Raw genomic sequence first — 14,032 nt, forward strand, 5'->3', positions numbered from 1 at the left:
ATGAAGCGCTTGGTCACGTCGCCGCTCAGGCTGTCCATGCGCTGTTCATCGGTGGAGGAGCCCAGGGTGGTCACCACCAGGGACTTGGTCTCGCCGCGGCGGAAGATGGCAGAGCCGTGGGCGCGGGGCAGCACGCTGGTCTGGATCTGGATGGGGCGCACGGTCTTGGTGTCGCGGCCGTCGATGCGCACGCCTTCGTTGACGATGCGGGCACGCACGATCTTCTTTTCCAGGTCGCCGATGATCTCGCCCACTTCCTTCAGGGCTTCGCTCTCGGCCCAGGCGGGGTCATTGAGCAGGGCTTCCATGACCTTGTCCTTGACGGCCTTGCGGGCGTCCTTGCGGGCCAGCTTTTCGGGCACGCGCAGGGCTTCTTCAATGCCGGCCTCGCGGGCCAGTTCCTGCACGCGGGCCACCAGCACCGGATCGTCCTGATGGGGGGTGAAGGGCATCTTTTCCTTGCCGGCCAGTTCACGCAGCTTGAGCTGGGCGTCGATGAGCGGCTGGATCTCCTTGCGGCCCCATTCCAGAGCGTCGATGATGACGTCTTCGGGCACGAAGGTGGCTTCGCCTTCCACCATGGTCAGGGCATCGCGCGAAGCGGCGAACACGATGTTCAGGTCGCTGCGCTCCTGCTCTTCAAAGGTGGGGTTGAGCACGAACTGACCGTCGATGCGGCCGATGCGGCCACCGGCCACAGGGCCTTCGAACGGCAGGGGCGAGAGCATGACGGCGGCGGAAGCGCCGGTCAGGGCCAGCACGTCGGACTCGTTCTCCTGGTCGGCGGAAATGACGCTGGCCAGCACCTGCACGTCTTCGTTCAGGCCCTTGGGGAACAGGGGACGGATGGGACGGTCGATGAGGCGGGAGACCAGGGTCTCACGCTCGGAGGGACGGCCGATCTCACGGCGGAAGAAGCTGCCGGGGATACGGCCGGCGGCGTACATCTTTTCGGAATATTCCACGGTGAGGGGGAAGAAGCCCTTGTCGAACTCCAGAGGCTGGGAGCAGACGGTCACCAGCACCACCGTGCCGCCGCACTGCACCCAGACGGCGCCGTGAGCCTGGTTGGCCAGACGGCCGGTCTCGAAAATGATTTCCTTGCCGCCCACGGTGGCCGTGACGCGGGTAGGATTGAAGATATCCTGGTTCATGTGGACCTCGTATGAAGGGGATTCCGGCAAAAGCGGGCAACAGCGCCCCGCTGTGCGGCCTTGGGCCACGGGTGCTGCCCGGTCTTCCCGGACCCCCCTTCCTGCTAAATGTTGTCGTGAGGTGAGATTGCAAAAAGGGGGGGCTTGGCCCCCCCTCTCAAACCATCGTAATTACTTGCGCAGGCCGAGCTTGGCGATCAGCGCACGGTAACGCTGAATGTCCTTCTTCTTCAGGTAGTTCAGCAGCTTGCGGCGCTGGCCAACCAGCTTCAGCAGACCGGTGCGGGAGTGGAAGTCCTTCTTGTGCACCTTGAAGTGACCGGTCAGGCCTTCGATGCGGGCGGTCAGCAGGGCCACCTGCACTTCCGGGGAGCCGGTGTCGCCTTCGTGTTTGGCGTGAGCGTCGATAACCACTTTCTTCTGTTCAGCGTCCATAGCCACAGCAGTTCTCCTTTACGGATGTAAGTTAATTCCAGAGGCCCCTCAGCACAGTCCAGCAGGGACCCTGGGGCGTTTCGGAACGACGGGCCAGAGCCAGGGGCATGCCCTGACGCTGCAAAAGCGCCTTGTCGCCCACATCGTCGCGGCAGGGGATGGCCATGCCGTTACGGATGCGGGCCTCGGCGGCTTCGTCCAGCTCCAGCACCGGCCAGTGGGGCAGCGCCTCGGCAAGGGGGCGCAGGTGCTTCACCAGCAGGCCCGGATCGGCCGACAGTTCGTCCAGTCCGCAGGCCACTTCGAGACCGAAGGGGTGACTGTACTCCCGGGTCAGTTCCGTGAGCACGGCTCCGCATCCCAGTCGCATCCCCAAGCTGTGGGCCAGGGAGCGTATATAGGTGCCGGAACTGCATGCGACCCGAAAGCGTACAAACGGCAGCTCGACCTCGAGCACGTCCGCTTGCGAAATTTCCATGCTTTTGACCTTTTTGGGCACTTCCTTGCCCTTGCGTGCCAGCTTGTAGAGGGACTGGCCCTCGTGCTTGGCCGCGGAATAGGCGGGCACTTCCTGCTCATGCAGGGTCAGCCAGTGGGCCACCTCGGCGCGCACATCGGCTTCGGTCACCTGCTGCCACGGGGATTCCGTCAGCACCTCGCCCTGGATGTCCCAGGTATCGGTGGTGAGGCCCAGGCGCAACTGGCCGCTGTAGACCTTGCCGCCGTCGGCCAAAAGGTGCGAGGCGATCTTGGTGCCCTGTCCCAGCAGCACCAGCAGCACGCCGGAAGCCATGGGGTCCAGGGTGCCCGCGTGGCCGATCTTGCGCTGGCCCAGGCGCTTGAGCGCCGAGAGGCAGCGGGCCGACGTGGGGCCGGAAGGCTTGTTGAGCACCAGGACGCCGTCCAGCTGGGGCAGCGGCGCCGGTTTGCGTGCGGCGGTGGAAGTCTGTTCGGTCATACGCAACAAATAATGATAGCAAGCCTGCGGCATGAAGTCAAAAGCGCAGGCATATGGCGGCAGGCAATAGCCTGTTGCGGGCCAAAGGTCAAGAGATTTGTGGGGAAACGGCCGTGCCGCAGGGCGGGAACTGTTCGGGAAGGCTATCTGTGCTGCCCGCCTTGCCGGACTTTTACGGGGATGCCACACACGGCCGCCGGACCAACCGAATGCGCGCGGGATCCCCCGCGCGACCGCTTGTCGGACCGTGCCCCGGGCCCGACCGAAAGCCTGTACCCGCCATCCGCATTGATGTAGCATCCGGCATCCAAGCCAGTATGGGGGCAGACCATGAACAACTACAGACAGATAGTCAGCATCGCTCTTCTCATCACGTCCGTCGTGCTCATCCTGACCGGAGGGCTGATCCTGCTCCATCTCGATTCGCGCACCGTCATGCATCTGCACAAATATTTCGGCGTGGCTTTCATGGTAGCGGCCCTGCTGCACATGGGCATCAACAGCAAGCCCCTGCGCCATTACCTGGGCATGCGCTCGCTGGTGGTCCCCCTGCTGGTGGCGGCCGTCCTGCTGGTCGCGGCCGTCGCGGCCTACGACATGACCCGGCACCACGGCTACGGGAGATATGCCCGCGACACGACGTTCTTCTGCCGCTAGGGCGGGGCATTCGCAGCAGGCCCGGGCATCCCTGCGCCGGAAAACCTGCACAGGCCCCTGCCTCCAATAGCAACGGCCCGCCGGAAAGCATCCGACGGGCCGTTCTCTCTTTTCGGAAAATCGTCTGCGGGCCTAGGCTTCGGCCTCGGCCTTAAGGGCCTCGGTCTGGGCGGCGGTGGCCAGAGCCTCGAACAGGGGCTCAACTTCGCCTTCCATGATGCGGTCCAGAGAGTACAGGGTCAGGTTGATGCGGTGGTCCGTGCAGCGGCCCTGGGGGAAGTTGTAGGTGCGGATGCGCTCCGAGCGGTCGCCGCTGCCCACCTGGCTCCGCCGCTCCGCCGCCGTGGCGGCGGCCTGCCGGACCCGCTCCGCCTCGTACAGCCGGGACCGCAGCACCCGCATGGCCTTCTCCTTGTTCTTGTACTGGCTCCGCTCGTCCTGGCACTCCACCACCGTGCCGGTGGGCAGGTGGGTGATGCGGATGGCGGACTCCGTCTTGTTGACGTGCTGGCCGCCGGCGCCGCTGGAGCGGTAGGTGTCGATCTGCAGATCCTTGGGGTCGATGGCAAACTCCACGTCCTCCGCCTCCGGCAGCACCGCCACCGTGGCGGCGCTGGTGTGGATGCGGCCGCCGGACTCCGTCTCCGGCACCCGCTGGACCCGGTGGACGCCGGACTCGAATTTCAGCCGGGAGAACACGTCCTCCCCCTCGATGAGCAGGCTGCACTCCTTCACGCCTCCCAGCTCCGTCAGGTTCTGGCTCACCAGGTCCACCCGCCAGCCCCGGGCGGCGGCGTACATGCCGTACATCCGCAGCAGGGCGGCAGCAAACAGCGCGCCCTCCTCGCCGCCTACGCCGGCCCGCAGCTCCATCACCACGCTGCGGCGGTCGTTGGGGTCCCTGGGCAGAAGCAGCCGCCGCATGTCCTCCTCCAGGCGCTCCATGGCCGCCCGGGCTTCGGACAGCTCCTCCGCCGCCAGCTCCCCCATCTCCGGGTCCGCCAGCAGCGCTTCCGCCGCGGCCCGGTCCCGCTCCGCCTGCTCATAGGCGCGGCAGACCTCCGCCGCGGGAGCAAGCTCCCGCAGCTCCTGATTCAGTTTTTTCAGCTTTTCCGGATTGCCGTAGACCGACGGGTCCGCCAGCTCCTCGGACAGCAGCGCATGCTTCCGGGCCAGCGCTCTGATCTGCTCCAGCAACGGTGTTCCTCCTCTCCGACGGGCGCGTCAGCCGGATGTCTGCTCCTCCGATGCCAGGTACTCCCGGGCCTGCCGCAGGAACTCCTCCTGCCAGAAGCAGTAGCCCACGGAGCCGGAGCGCAGCGACACGGCGCAGCGGTGGGGCCGGGGCAGATACCCGTCCATCTGGCGGTAAATCTCCTCAAAACGGCCCTCGCTGCTGCGGGTCACCACGTAGGCCACCCGCTGCAGTTCCTTGCCATAGGCCTTCAGGAAGCCCCGGGTGACGGAGCTGCACCGCCCCGCCCACACAGGGGTTCCCACAATCACCAGCCGGTAGTCCGACAGAGGCCGCTCCGTGGCAAAGGGCGCCAGGGGATCGCAGTCCCGCTTCATGGCGTCCATGCCGCAGCGGATGGCGCCCCGCCAGCCGCCCCGGGCCGCCTCGTCCCGGATTTCCACCGTCTCGGCGTCCAGCGCCTGGGCGATTTCCTCCATGGCTTTGGCGGTGTTGCCGGTGCGGGAATAATAGATGCACAATACGTCGCTCATGGTTCGTCTCCTCAGTCAAAAATCAGGGTTTTGCACAGCGCGAAGGCCTCCCGCACGTAGTAGTTGGCGTTCAGCAGCGCGTAGGGGGACTTTGCCGGAATGTCCATCACCGACAGTCCCGCCCGCCGGGCAATCAGGTGGGAGCGGAAGCAGTGGAAGTCGCTGGTGATCACCGCCACGGTGGTGCCGGCAAGGCCCCGCTCCTCCAGCAGCTCTCTGGAACAGGCGAAGTTCTCCGCCGTGGAGGTGGAGCGGTCCTCCAAAATCAGCCGCTCCTCCGGAATGCCACGCTTCACCAGCTCCCGGCGCATGCACTCCGCCTCGGAGATGCGCTCCCCGTCCCCCTGTCCGCCGGACAGGATGGCCAGGGTGTCGGGGTGCCGCGTCAGGTAGTCCGCAGCCGCCTCGATGCGGCTTTGCAGAATCAGGGACGGCGTCTCGCCGTTGACCCCCGCCCCCAGCACAATGGCCGCCTCCGCCGGCAGGGCGCTGTTGTCCGCCCCGCCGCGGCTCAGCAGCAGTCCCTCCACGCAGCCGAAGGCCACCGCCCCGGCGCACAGCAGCGCCAGGAACACCCGCCGGCACAGCCTGCCCCGGCGGCTTTCCGCCGCCCAGCGCTCCAACGCCGCCCCCAGCAGGCACACGCCGGCAAGGCACAGTGCCAGCGTCCCGGAAAACCGGACCCCCGGAAAGAGGGCAAAGGCGCAGAAGCCCGTCACCGCCAGCACGGCGGCAGCCGTCAGCCACCCCGCCGCCTCATTTCTTCCTTTTCCCCGGTAGGGCTTAGCCTTCCGCTTCCTCACTGAGCTTCTCCCATTTCCCGTACAGTTCGTCCAGCTCCGCCTGGACCGCTTCCTTCTCTTTCAGCAGCGCATTGAGCTTTTCGTAGTCGCAGGCGGCGGCCTCCATGTCGCCGTCCAGCGCCGCCAGGCGCTCCTCGGTCTTCGCGATGTCCCTCTCGCAGATGGTCAGCTGCCGCCGGGCCGCCTGCTGATTCCGGCTGCCCCGGGGCTTTTCCGTGACAGTCTTCTCCTTCACCGGCGCCGCCGGCTCCGGCCGGTTGGCCGCCTCCTGGGCCTTGAGCTGCCGGTACTGGGTGAAGCCCATGGGATAGTCGGTAATGGTGCCCTCCGCCAGCTCCCAGACGCGGGTGGCGAAGCGGTTGATGAAATACCGGTCATGGCTGACGAACAGCAGCGTGCCGTCATAGGCCTCCACCGCCTCTTCAATCCACTCCCGGGAGGCGATGTCCAGGTGGTTGGTGGGCTCGTCCAGAATCAGGAAGTTGATCTCGTCGTCCATCAGCATGCACAGCCGCAGCCGGCTCTGCTCGCCGCCGGACAGCACGCTCACCGGCTTGAGCACGTCCTCGCCCCGGAAGTCATAGGCCGCCAGGCGGTTCCGGGCGGACTGGGCGGAAAGCCCCCGCTTGGCCGCCATCATATTCTCCACCAGATTCCAGTCCGGATGGTCGAAGTGGATGATCTGGGGCAGATAGGCGGCCTTCACCTGGGGGCCTATGCGGATGCGGCCGTCATCCGGGTACTCCTCGTCCATGATCATTTTGATCAGGGTGGATTTGCCGGTGCCGTTGTCGCCGATGAGGGCGATGCGCTCGCCGCCCTCCACCTTCAGGCTGATGTGGTCAAAGAGGTGCTTGTCCCCGAAGGACTTGGCAATGCTCCGCAGGGCCAGCACCTCGTCGCCGTGAAACTCGGCGGCGGTGAACCGGGCGTCCATCTTCCGGGCCTTGGTGGGCCGGGAGGTGGTGCGCATCCGCTCGATGCGCTTTTCCATGGAGAAGGCCCGCTTGTGGAGGGCATCATTGCCCATGAAGGCCCACAGGTGCAGCTGGTCCGCCGCCCGCTCCAGCTGCTGGATCTTGGCCTGCTCCTTCTGATACTGCTTCATCCGCTCCTGGAACCGCCGCTCCTTCTCCACGGCGTAGAAGCTGTAGTTGCCGCTGTAAAACTCCGCCTTTCCGTCGGCGATCTCAATGACCCGGGTGACGGTGCGGTCCAGGAAGTATCGGTCATGGGAAATGGCCACCACGGTGCCCCGGAAGCCCCGGATATACTCCTCCAGCCACTCGGTGGCGTGGAGGTCCAGATGGTTGGTGGGCTCGTCCAGCAGCAGAATGTCCGTGTCCTCCAGAATGAGGCGGCCCAGGTTGACCCGGGTCTTTTCGCCGCCGGACAGCTGGTCGAAGAGCTGGCGGCGCATCTCCGGGGAGATGGACAGGCCGTTGGCCACCTTGTTGACGGCCACGTCGGTGTCATAGCCGCCGAAGGCCTCAAACCGCTCGTTCAGCTCGCCGTACCGGTGCAGCAGGGCCGGGTCATTCTCCCCGGCGGCCATGCGCTCCGTCAGCTCCTCCATCTCCCGGGCAAGGCTCTGGAGCCGGGAAAAGGCGGTACGCAGCACGTCCTCCACGGTGTAGCCCGCCGGGTACACCGGGATCTGGGAGATGAGGCCCATCCGGCGTCCCTTTCCGATGGTGACGCTGCCGGTGTCCCAGTCCAGTTCTCCCGTCAAAATGCGAAACAGCGTGGTTTTGCCCGCGCCGTTCCGCCCCAGAAGGCCCACCCGTTCGCCCTGGTCAATCTGAAAGGTGAGTCCATCCAGAATATTCTTTCCGATTTCAAAGGACTTTACCAGTCCCTCCACCTGAATCTCAATCATGAAAACTGCTCTCCCAGCCGGTCCACCAGCCACTCAAAGTGCATGGCGTGAGACGCCTTGACAAGCATCACGGTGTTTTTCCCGAAGGCCTCCCGGATGGTTTCCAGCCCCTCCTCCTTCGTGGAAAAATGCTGTGTCCGGCCGCCGCTGTCCTCCACGCCCCGGGCGATGTCCGTCGCCTTGGGGCCGATGGCAAACACCTGGTCCACCCCCAGCATGGCCGCCAAGGCGCCGGTATTGTAATGGGCCTGCTCCGTCAGGGCGCCCAGCTCCCCCATGTCTCCCAGCACGGCCACGGTGCGGTCGCACTCCGTCTTGGCCAGAATCTCCAGCGCCGCCGCCACCGACTGGGGGTTGGCGTTGTAGCAGTCGTCCAGCAGAATGCGGTTCCCCGGCAGGCGCAGCAGGCGCATCCGGGAGCCGGTGGGCCGGTAGGCCGCCACGCCCCGGACAATCTCCTCCTCCGTCAGGCCCAGCCGCTCGCCCACCGCCACCGCCATGGAGGCGGAGTAGATCATGTGCTCGCCGGGGGCGGGAATCTCCAGATGGTAGGTCCTTTGGGCGGTCTCCACCGCGCAGCGGACCCCGGCCACGCCCAGGTCCGCCACCTCCGTCACCCGGACGCCGCAGTGCTCCCGCTTGCCGCAGCGCACCGTCTCAAAGGGCAGGTCCAGGGTGTCCAGCAGGGAGTCATCGCCGTTGAGCACCGCCAGGCCGTCGGGCTTCAGGTACTCAAACACCTCGCACTTGGCCTGCAGAATGCCCTCCCGGCTGCCCAGAAACTCAATGTGGGCGTCGCCGATGTTGGAGATGACGGCGATGTCCGGCTTCACCAGTTCCGCCAGATACCGGATCTCACCGAAGTGGTTCATGCCCGTCTCGATCACCGCCGCCTGATGCTCCGGCGCCAGGCTCAGCAGCGTCAGGGGGGTGCCGATGTCATTGTTCAGGTTGGCCGGCGTTTTCAGCACGTTGTACCGGGCGGACAGCACCGAGGCGATCATGTCCTTGGTGGTGGTCTTTCCCACGCTGCCGGTGACCTGCACAAAGGGGATGGCGAACCGGTCCCGGTGGGCCATGGCCAGGGCCTTCAGGGCCAGGCGGGTGTCGCCCACCTTGATATAGAACTTATCCGGCCGCAGCGTCTCGGGAAGCCGGGCGCACAGCACGCCGGCGGCGCCGGCGTCCAGCGCCGCGTCCAGGAAGCGGTGGCCGTCGAATTTCTCGCCGCTGAGGGGGATGAACAGGCATCCCGGGGTGATGTTCCGGCTGTCGGTGGACACGGAGTCCACCTCCGTCGCGTCCTCCCGGGGGTTCCACCACACGCCGCCCACGGCGCGTTCAATTTCTCTGACAGAAAAAGGCTGCATATGTCCTCCCGGCGCTCTCCGCGCCTCATGTTGTATCCGTTACCGACGCCTGATGCGGACAGACTGCTGCACAATGTCCTCGATCAGCTGGTTGTAGGTCATGCCGGCCGCCGCCGCCTCCTTGGGCATGAAGCTGGCGGGGGTCAGGCCCGGCAGGGAGTTGAACTCCAGGAACCAGGGCTGACCGGCATCGTCCAGAATCACGTCCGCCCGGGCGTAGACCTGCAGGCCCAGGCCGTGGTACAGCTTCAGCGCCAGCTGGCCCACCAGCTCCTGCTCCTCAGGGGTGATGGGGGCGGGGCACAGCTCCCGGGCGCCGCCGTTCTCGGCGGTCTGGTACTTGGCCACATAGTCGAAATTGCCGTTGGCGGGGATGGTCATGGCGCTGGGCAGATACCGGTCTCCCAGCACGCCCACCACCAGCTCCCGGCCGTAGACCCGCTGCTCCACCAGCACCCGGCTGCCGAATTTCAGCACCTCCAGCAGATCCCGCTTCAGCTCCTCCCGGTCCGCCGGCAGAAATACGCCCAGGGAGGACCCGCCGTCCACGGTTTTCACCACGCAGGGCATGGGCAGCTCCCGGGACAGGGCCTCCGCCTCCTCCGGACCGTAGGTCAGCACCCGCCAGGCGGGGGTGGGGATGCCCAGGGAGTCCATCATCCGCTTGGTGACCACCTTATCCATGGCCATGGCGGAGGCCAGATACCCGGAGCCGGTGTAGGGCACGCCCAGCAGGTCCAGCGTGGCCTGAATGCGGCCGTCCTCCCCGTCCATGCCGTGGAGGCCCAGGAACACCAGATCCGCCATGCGGCAGACCTCCAGCACGTTGGGGCCCAGCAGGCTGGGGCTTTTGTCGGGCCGGCTGGCCCGGACAGCCTCCAGGTCCGGGGCCTCCGGGGCGATGCTGGCCTCGGGGCACAGGCCGTCCGGCGCGTCAAAAACAGACTCCGCCGGGTCCGGCAGCGCCGGAAGTCCCAAAAACATATCCACAAAAATGGCCCGGTGCCCATTTTCCCGCAGGGCACGGCAGGCGCCGGCGCCGGAGGCCAGGGAGACCCCCCGCTCTGTGGAAAGGCCGCCGGCCAGCACAACGATCTTCATTTCGGTTCCTCTTTTCGTTGATTTCTCATTTCATCTGGTATGATTCCGCTTCCCAGTTTAGCACAGCGCCGCCGGGAATACAACCATGCCGTCAGACCACCAGGAACGGCAGCACCAGAGACGACAGGATGGACAGCACCAGTATTGCCACCAGCACCAGCGCCAGAATCCGCGTTCCTCTGCTCATTGGCTCCCCTCCTCCCGCATGATCTTCCGGATGCTTTTTTCCGCCCGGCTGCGGGGCAGCATCAGCTCATGGCCGCAGCCGCAGCACTTCAATTTGATGTCCATGCCCACCCGCAGGATCTCCCACCGGGAGCTCCCGCAGGGATGGGGCTTTTTCAGTTCCACTCGGTCGTGAAGGCGAAGGTCCATAGCCATTCCTCCTGTCAAACTGCCGCGCCGCGGCGCATAGACTGCTGTATCACGCAAAGCCGCTTCCGCGGCGGATAGGATGGTTCATATGCCGGAAAACAACATTTATCTGCCGGAGGGCATGTATCCCCGCAGCGCCGCTACCCTCCCGGCTCTCACCGCCGCCATGGAGCGACGGGCCATTCTGGAGGGCATGGTGCTGCGGTGCGACGCGGCACTGTCCCTCCACGTGGCCCTGGGGCCCTATGAGGGCATCATCCCCCGGGAGGAGGCCATCGCCCCCTGGATCAGCGGCGCCGGGCGGGACATCGCCCTGCTGAGCCGGGTGGGCAAGCCGGTGTGCTTCTTCGTCACCGGCGTGGCCGCCGACGAAAAGGGATCGCCGAAGATCACCCTCTCCCGCCGGGCGGTGCAGGAGGAGGCGGGCCGGGACTTCGCCCGCCGCCTGCGGCCCGGGTCGGTGATGACCGCCCGGGTGACCCACATGGAGCCCTTCGGGGCCTTTCTGGACATCGGCTGCGGCGTCACCGCCCTGCTGCCCATCGAATCTGTCTCCGTCTCCCGCATCCCCCACCCGGACTGCCGGTTCCGGACGGGGCAGCGGATTCTGGCCGCCGTGGCGGCGGTGGAGCGGGACCCGCTCCGGTTCACCATGACCCACAAGGAGCTGCTGGGCACCTGGATGGAAAACGCCAGCCGCTTCCAGCCCGGCGACACCGTGCCGGGCATTGTCCGCTCGGTGCAGGACTACGGCTGCTTCGTGGAGCTGACGCCCAACCTGTCCGGCCTGGCAGACCTCCGGCCGGACATCCGGGAGGGGGACCGGGTGTCGGTGTACCTGCGCAGCATCCGCCCGGAGCGGATGAAAATCAAGCTCCACATCATTGAGAAGCTGCCTCCCCTCCACGGCCCCACGCCCCTGCGCTATCAGATCACCGACGGCCAGCTGGACCGCTGGGTCTACTCGCCGCCGAACTGCGTGAAGCCGCCGGTGGAGACGGTATTCAGCCCTCTCCCCTGATTTTGTCCCAGTAGGCCCTGGCGGCCTGCTCCGTCTTGTTGGGGCCGTACTCGTAGTACCGGGCGTTTTTGATGGCGTCCGGCAGGTACTGCTGGGCCACCCAGTGGTTGGGGTAGTCATGGGGGTATTTGTAGTGCTGCTTGTTGTCAAAGCCGGTGGTGTCGGCGTGGACGTTCTGCAGCTGCCGGGGAATGTCGCCGGTCTTTCCCTTCCTCAGGTCCGCCCGGGCGGCGATGATGGCGTTGTGGGCGGAGTTGGACTTGGGGGCGGTGGCCAGCAGAATGGCCGCCTCCGCCAGGGGAAGCTGGGCCTCCGGCAGCCCCAGCTGCACCGCCGCGTCCACGCAGGCCTTGGTGATGACGATGGCCTGGGGGTAGGCCAGGCCGATGTCCTCCGCCGCGATGACCAGCAGCCGCCGGCAGGGGGACAGCAGGTCCCCCGCCTCCAGCAGCCGCCCCAGATAGTGCACCGCCGCATCGGGGTCGGAGCCGCGGATGGACTTCTGCAGCGCCGAGAGAATATCGTAGTGGGCGTCGCCGTCCCGGTCATAGCGCATGGCGCTGCGCTGGGACAGCTGCTCCGCGTCCGCCATGGTCAGCACCAGCTTCCCGTCCACCGGACGGGCCGCCTGGCACAGCAGCTCCACGGCGTTGATGGCCTTGCGCACGTCGCCGCCGCAGGCGGTGGCCACCTGGAGGGGCACCCCCTCCTCCCACCGCAGCGGCAGGGGGCTGCGGTCCTTTTCAATGGCCAGCGCCCGCTCCACCGCCGTCCTGGCCTCCGCCGGAGGCACCGGCTTGAACTCAAACACCGTGCTGCGGGACAGCAGGGCGCCGTAGACATAGAAGTAGGGGTTTTCGGTGGTGGAGGCGATGAGGGTCAGCTTGCCGTTCTCCATGAACTCCAGCAGACTCTGCTGCTGCTTTTTGTTGAAGTACTGGATCTCGTCCAGGTACAGCAGCACGCCGCCGGGGGCCAGCAGCGTCCCCACGTCGCCGATGATGTCCTTCACATCCTGCAGCGACGCGGTGGTGGCGTTGAGCCGGTAGAGGGTCTTCTGCGTCCGCTCCGCCACAATGTTGGCAATGGTGGTCTTGCCGGTGCCGGAAGGCCCGTAGAACACCATGTTGGCGGAGGTCCCGCCCTCAATGAGCCGCCGCAGCACCCCGTCCTTGCCGATCAGGTGCTTCTGGCCCACCACTTCATCCAGACTTTTGGGGCGGATCTCGTCCGCCAGCGGCCGGTTCATGCCATCGCCTCCTCCGTTGTGTCTAAATTCGTATTTTACCATACCGGCGGTCGGATTTCCATGGTTTTTTCACTGGCTTTTTGCCGTTTTTTGTGGTATCATGGCAGCATCCTGATCATGAGGTGAGATCATGAAGTCCAAAGCCGCCGTGAAGCGCATCATTGAGACACTGAAGGGCATCTATCCCGAGGGGCTGTGCTCTTTGCAGTACGAGAAGGACTACGAGCTGCTGTTCGCCGTGCGGCTCTCCGCCCAGTGCACCGACGCCCGGGTGAACCAGGTGACCCCCGCCCTGTTCGCCCGCTTCCCCACCCTGGAGAGCTTCGCGGAGGCCGACCCGGAAGAGGTGGGGCGGTACATCCACTCCTGCGGGTTTTATAACGGAAAGGCCCGGGACCTGGTGGCCTGCGCGCAGAAGCTGCTGTCGGACCACGGCGGCAGGGTCCCCGGCACCATGGAGGAGCTGACGGCCCTCCCCGGCGTTGGCCGCAAAACCGCCAACCTGATTCTGGGGGACGTGTACAAGCAGCCCGCCTACGTCTGCGACACCCACTGCATCCGCATCACCGGGCGGCTGGGCCTCACCGACGGCTCCAAAGACCCGGTGCAGGTGGAGCGGCAGCTGCGGGAGGTACTGCCGCCGAAGGAGTCCTCCGACTTCTGCCACCGGATGGTGCTTTTCGGCCGGGACACCTGCGTGGCCCGCAGCCCCAAATGCGCCGGATGCCCCCTGCAGAAGGACTGCGACACCTGGAAAAAGGAGCACAGATAACAAAATGCCTCGCTTTTTTGCCTGCTACGCAGGCCAAAAAGCTGCCGCTATGCGGCGCAAGCTTTTTGTAGGCATTTGATTCCACACGAGGGGACTCCCGCCCCCTCGTACTCCCCCTGCGAAACGAACCTATTTACTTCCGAACAGAGTTTTTTCGACAAGCCAAGCGTTCCTGCCGGATGTTCCGGCAGGAACGTTTTCTTTTATTGCGGCATATACTGCCCTGAACGATTCAGGAGGTGCGGAAGGATGCAAATGGACGAAAATACCAGCCGGATTGTGGAATCCCTGCGGCAGAACCCCGCCGCCGTGCAGGCGCTGTTCCAGTCCCGGGACGGCCAGGCGCTGCTGCGGATGCTGACGGAGGGGGACCGGGGGGCGTCGCTGCAGAAGGCGGCCCAGAGCGCCTCCCGGGGCGACGCCGCGGACATGGTGCGCATGATGAAGCAGGTGATGCAGAGCAAGGAAGGGGCGGCGCTGGTAGACCGCATCAACAAGACGGTGCGGAAATAACCGGGACGGGAGGGCGG

14 protein-coding genes and 1 pseudogene are annotated in these 14,032 nt (G+C 65.8%); 4 read left to right on the plus strand and 11 right to left on the minus strand.

The window, feature by feature from the left end:
- The 3 genes and pseudogenes from SOX55_RS03895 to truB all read right to left on the minus strand — a co-directional run.
- A pseudogene (locus SOX55_RS03895) lies at positions 1 to 1,154 on the minus strand (polyribonucleotide nucleotidyltransferase); the annotation flags it as partial.
- A 171-nt stretch (positions 1,155 to 1,325) separates the two neighbouring features.
- Positions 1,326 to 1,589, minus strand: a complete 264-nt coding sequence (rpsO, locus tag SOX55_RS03900) for a 30S ribosomal protein S15 (protein ID WP_006006653.1) — start codon at positions 1,587 to 1,589, stop codon at positions 1,326 to 1,328.
- Between the two features lie 31 nt (positions 1,590 to 1,620).
- Positions 1,621 to 2,547, minus strand: coding sequence for a tRNA pseudouridine(55) synthase TruB (gene truB, locus SOX55_RS03905; protein WP_006006655.1), 927 nt, complete (start codon positions 2,545 to 2,547; stop codon positions 1,621 to 1,623).
- A gap of 330 nt (positions 2,548 to 2,877) precedes the next feature.
- Between truB and SOX55_RS03910 the strand changes: the two genes are divergently transcribed.
- Positions 2,878 to 3,204 carry a hypothetical protein gene (locus tag SOX55_RS03910; RefSeq protein WP_204626445.1) on the plus strand — a complete coding sequence of 109 codons (327 nt, stop codon included), beginning with the start codon at positions 2,878 to 2,880 and terminating at the stop codon, positions 3,202 to 3,204.
- 132 nt (positions 3,205 to 3,336) lie between these two features.
- Here SOX55_RS03910 and prfA read toward each other — a convergent pair whose 3' ends face one another.
- The 7 genes from prfA to SOX55_RS03945 form a co-directional block, all read right to left on the minus strand.
- Complete coding sequence (prfA, locus tag SOX55_RS03915; protein WP_325286128.1) at positions 3,337 to 4,401, minus strand: peptide chain release factor 1; 1,065 nt, start codon at positions 4,399 to 4,401, stop codon at positions 3,337 to 3,339.
- A gap of 27 nt (positions 4,402 to 4,428) precedes the next feature.
- Positions 4,429 to 4,932: a flavodoxin family protein gene (locus SOX55_RS03920; RefSeq protein WP_325286129.1), complete on the minus strand. Its 504-nt coding sequence runs from the start codon at positions 4,930 to 4,932 to the stop codon at positions 4,429 to 4,431.
- 11 nt (positions 4,933 to 4,943) lie between these two features.
- Positions 4,944 to 5,735 carry a YdcF family protein gene (locus SOX55_RS03925; protein WP_325286130.1) on the minus strand — a complete coding sequence of 264 codons (792 nt, stop codon included), beginning with the start codon at positions 5,733 to 5,735 and terminating at the stop codon, positions 4,944 to 4,946.
- Entirely contained in the window at positions 5,716 to 7,614 is a 1,899-nt protein-coding gene (abc-f, locus tag SOX55_RS03930) for a ribosomal protection-like ABC-F family protein (RefSeq protein ID WP_325286131.1), read from the minus strand. The genes SOX55_RS03925 and abc-f overlap by 20 nt, the downstream gene beginning before the upstream one ends.
- On the minus strand, positions 7,611 to 8,984 hold the full coding sequence (locus SOX55_RS03935) for a UDP-N-acetylmuramoyl-tripeptide--D-alanyl-D-alanine ligase (protein WP_325286132.1): 1,374 nt from the start codon (positions 8,982 to 8,984) through the stop codon (positions 7,611 to 7,613). Before SOX55_RS03935 ends, abc-f begins: the two co-directional genes overlap by 4 nt.
- A gap of 39 nt (positions 8,985 to 9,023) precedes the next feature.
- Positions 9,024 to 10,085 carry a D-alanine--D-alanine ligase family protein gene (locus SOX55_RS03940; protein ID WP_325286133.1) on the minus strand — a complete coding sequence of 354 codons (1,062 nt, stop codon included), beginning with the start codon at positions 10,083 to 10,085 and terminating at the stop codon, positions 9,024 to 9,026.
- A 183-nt stretch (positions 10,086 to 10,268) separates the two neighbouring features.
- Positions 10,269 to 10,460, minus strand: coding sequence for a DUF951 domain-containing protein (locus SOX55_RS03945; RefSeq protein WP_325286134.1), 192 nt, complete (start codon positions 10,458 to 10,460; stop codon positions 10,269 to 10,271).
- Positions 10,461 to 10,548: 88 nt separating this feature from the next.
- Between SOX55_RS03945 and SOX55_RS03950 the strand changes: the two genes are divergently transcribed.
- Positions 10,549 to 11,481: a S1 RNA-binding domain-containing protein gene (locus tag SOX55_RS03950; protein WP_325286135.1), complete on the plus strand. Its 933-nt coding sequence runs from the start codon at positions 10,549 to 10,551 to the stop codon at positions 11,479 to 11,481.
- Here the strand turns inward: SOX55_RS03950 and SOX55_RS03955 are convergent.
- Positions 11,465 to 12,730, minus strand: a complete 1,266-nt coding sequence (locus tag SOX55_RS03955; RefSeq protein WP_325286136.1) for a replication-associated recombination protein A — start codon at positions 12,728 to 12,730, stop codon at positions 11,465 to 11,467. The genes SOX55_RS03950 and SOX55_RS03955 overlap by 17 nt on opposite strands.
- Before the next feature lie 130 nt (positions 12,731 to 12,860).
- Here SOX55_RS03955 and nth point away from each other — a divergent pair, with 130 nt between their 5' ends.
- Both nth and SOX55_RS03965 read left to right on the plus strand, forming a co-directional pair.
- The gene (nth, locus tag SOX55_RS03960; RefSeq protein ID WP_325286137.1) at positions 12,861 to 13,502 is read left to right on the plus strand and encodes an endonuclease III; all 642 of its coding nucleotides are present in this window, start codon (positions 12,861 to 12,863) and stop codon (positions 13,500 to 13,502) included.
- Between the two features lie 249 nt (positions 13,503 to 13,751).
- Complete coding sequence (locus SOX55_RS03965; RefSeq protein ID WP_325286138.1) at positions 13,752 to 14,015, plus strand: hypothetical protein; 264 nt, start codon at positions 13,752 to 13,754, stop codon at positions 14,013 to 14,015.
- Positions 14,016 to 14,032: the final 17 nt, after the last annotated feature.

The sequence above is a fragment of the Dysosmobacter sp. genome, from assembly GCF_034093755.1.
Taxonomy (GTDB): Bacteria; Bacillota; Clostridia; order Oscillospirales; family Oscillospiraceae; genus Oscillibacter.

Excerpts from the sequence above, each read along its gene's own strand:
- truB (WP_006006655.1), bottom strand. The coding sequence starts at position 2,547 with ATGACCGAACAGACTTCCACCGCCGCACGCAAACCGGCGCCGCTGCCC.
- SOX55_RS03965 (WP_325286138.1), top strand. The coding sequence starts at position 13,752 with ATGCAAATGGACGAAAATACCAGCCGGATTGTGGAATCCCTGCGGCAG.
- rpsO (WP_006006653.1), bottom strand. The coding sequence starts at position 1,589 with ATGGACGCTGAACAGAAGAAAGTGGTTATCGACGCTCACGCCAAACAC.
- SOX55_RS03950 (WP_325286135.1), top strand. The coding sequence starts at position 10,549 with ATGCCGGAAAACAACATTTATCTGCCGGAGGGCATGTATCCCCGCAGC.
- SOX55_RS03940 (WP_325286133.1), bottom strand. The coding sequence starts at position 10,085 with ATGAAGATCGTTGTGCTGGCCGGCGGCCTTTCCACAGAGCGGGGGGTC.
- SOX55_RS03910 (WP_204626445.1), top strand. The coding sequence starts at position 2,878 with ATGAACAACTACAGACAGATAGTCAGCATCGCTCTTCTCATCACGTCC.
- SOX55_RS03955 (WP_325286136.1), bottom strand. The coding sequence starts at position 12,730 with ATGAACCGGCCGCTGGCGGACGAGATCCGCCCCAAAAGTCTGGATGAA.
- SOX55_RS03920 (WP_325286129.1), bottom strand. The coding sequence starts at position 4,932 with ATGAGCGACGTATTGTGCATCTATTATTCCCGCACCGGCAACACCGCC.
- abc-f (WP_325286131.1), bottom strand. The coding sequence starts at position 7,614 with ATGATTGAGATTCAGGTGGAGGGACTGGTAAAGTCCTTTGAAATCGGA.
- SOX55_RS03945 (WP_325286134.1), bottom strand. The coding sequence starts at position 10,460 with ATGGACCTTCGCCTTCACGACCGAGTGGAACTGAAAAAGCCCCATCCC.
- nth (WP_325286137.1), top strand. The coding sequence starts at position 12,861 with ATGAAGTCCAAAGCCGCCGTGAAGCGCATCATTGAGACACTGAAGGGC.
- SOX55_RS03935 (WP_325286132.1), bottom strand. The coding sequence starts at position 8,984 with ATGCAGCCTTTTTCTGTCAGAGAAATTGAACGCGCCGTGGGCGGCGTG.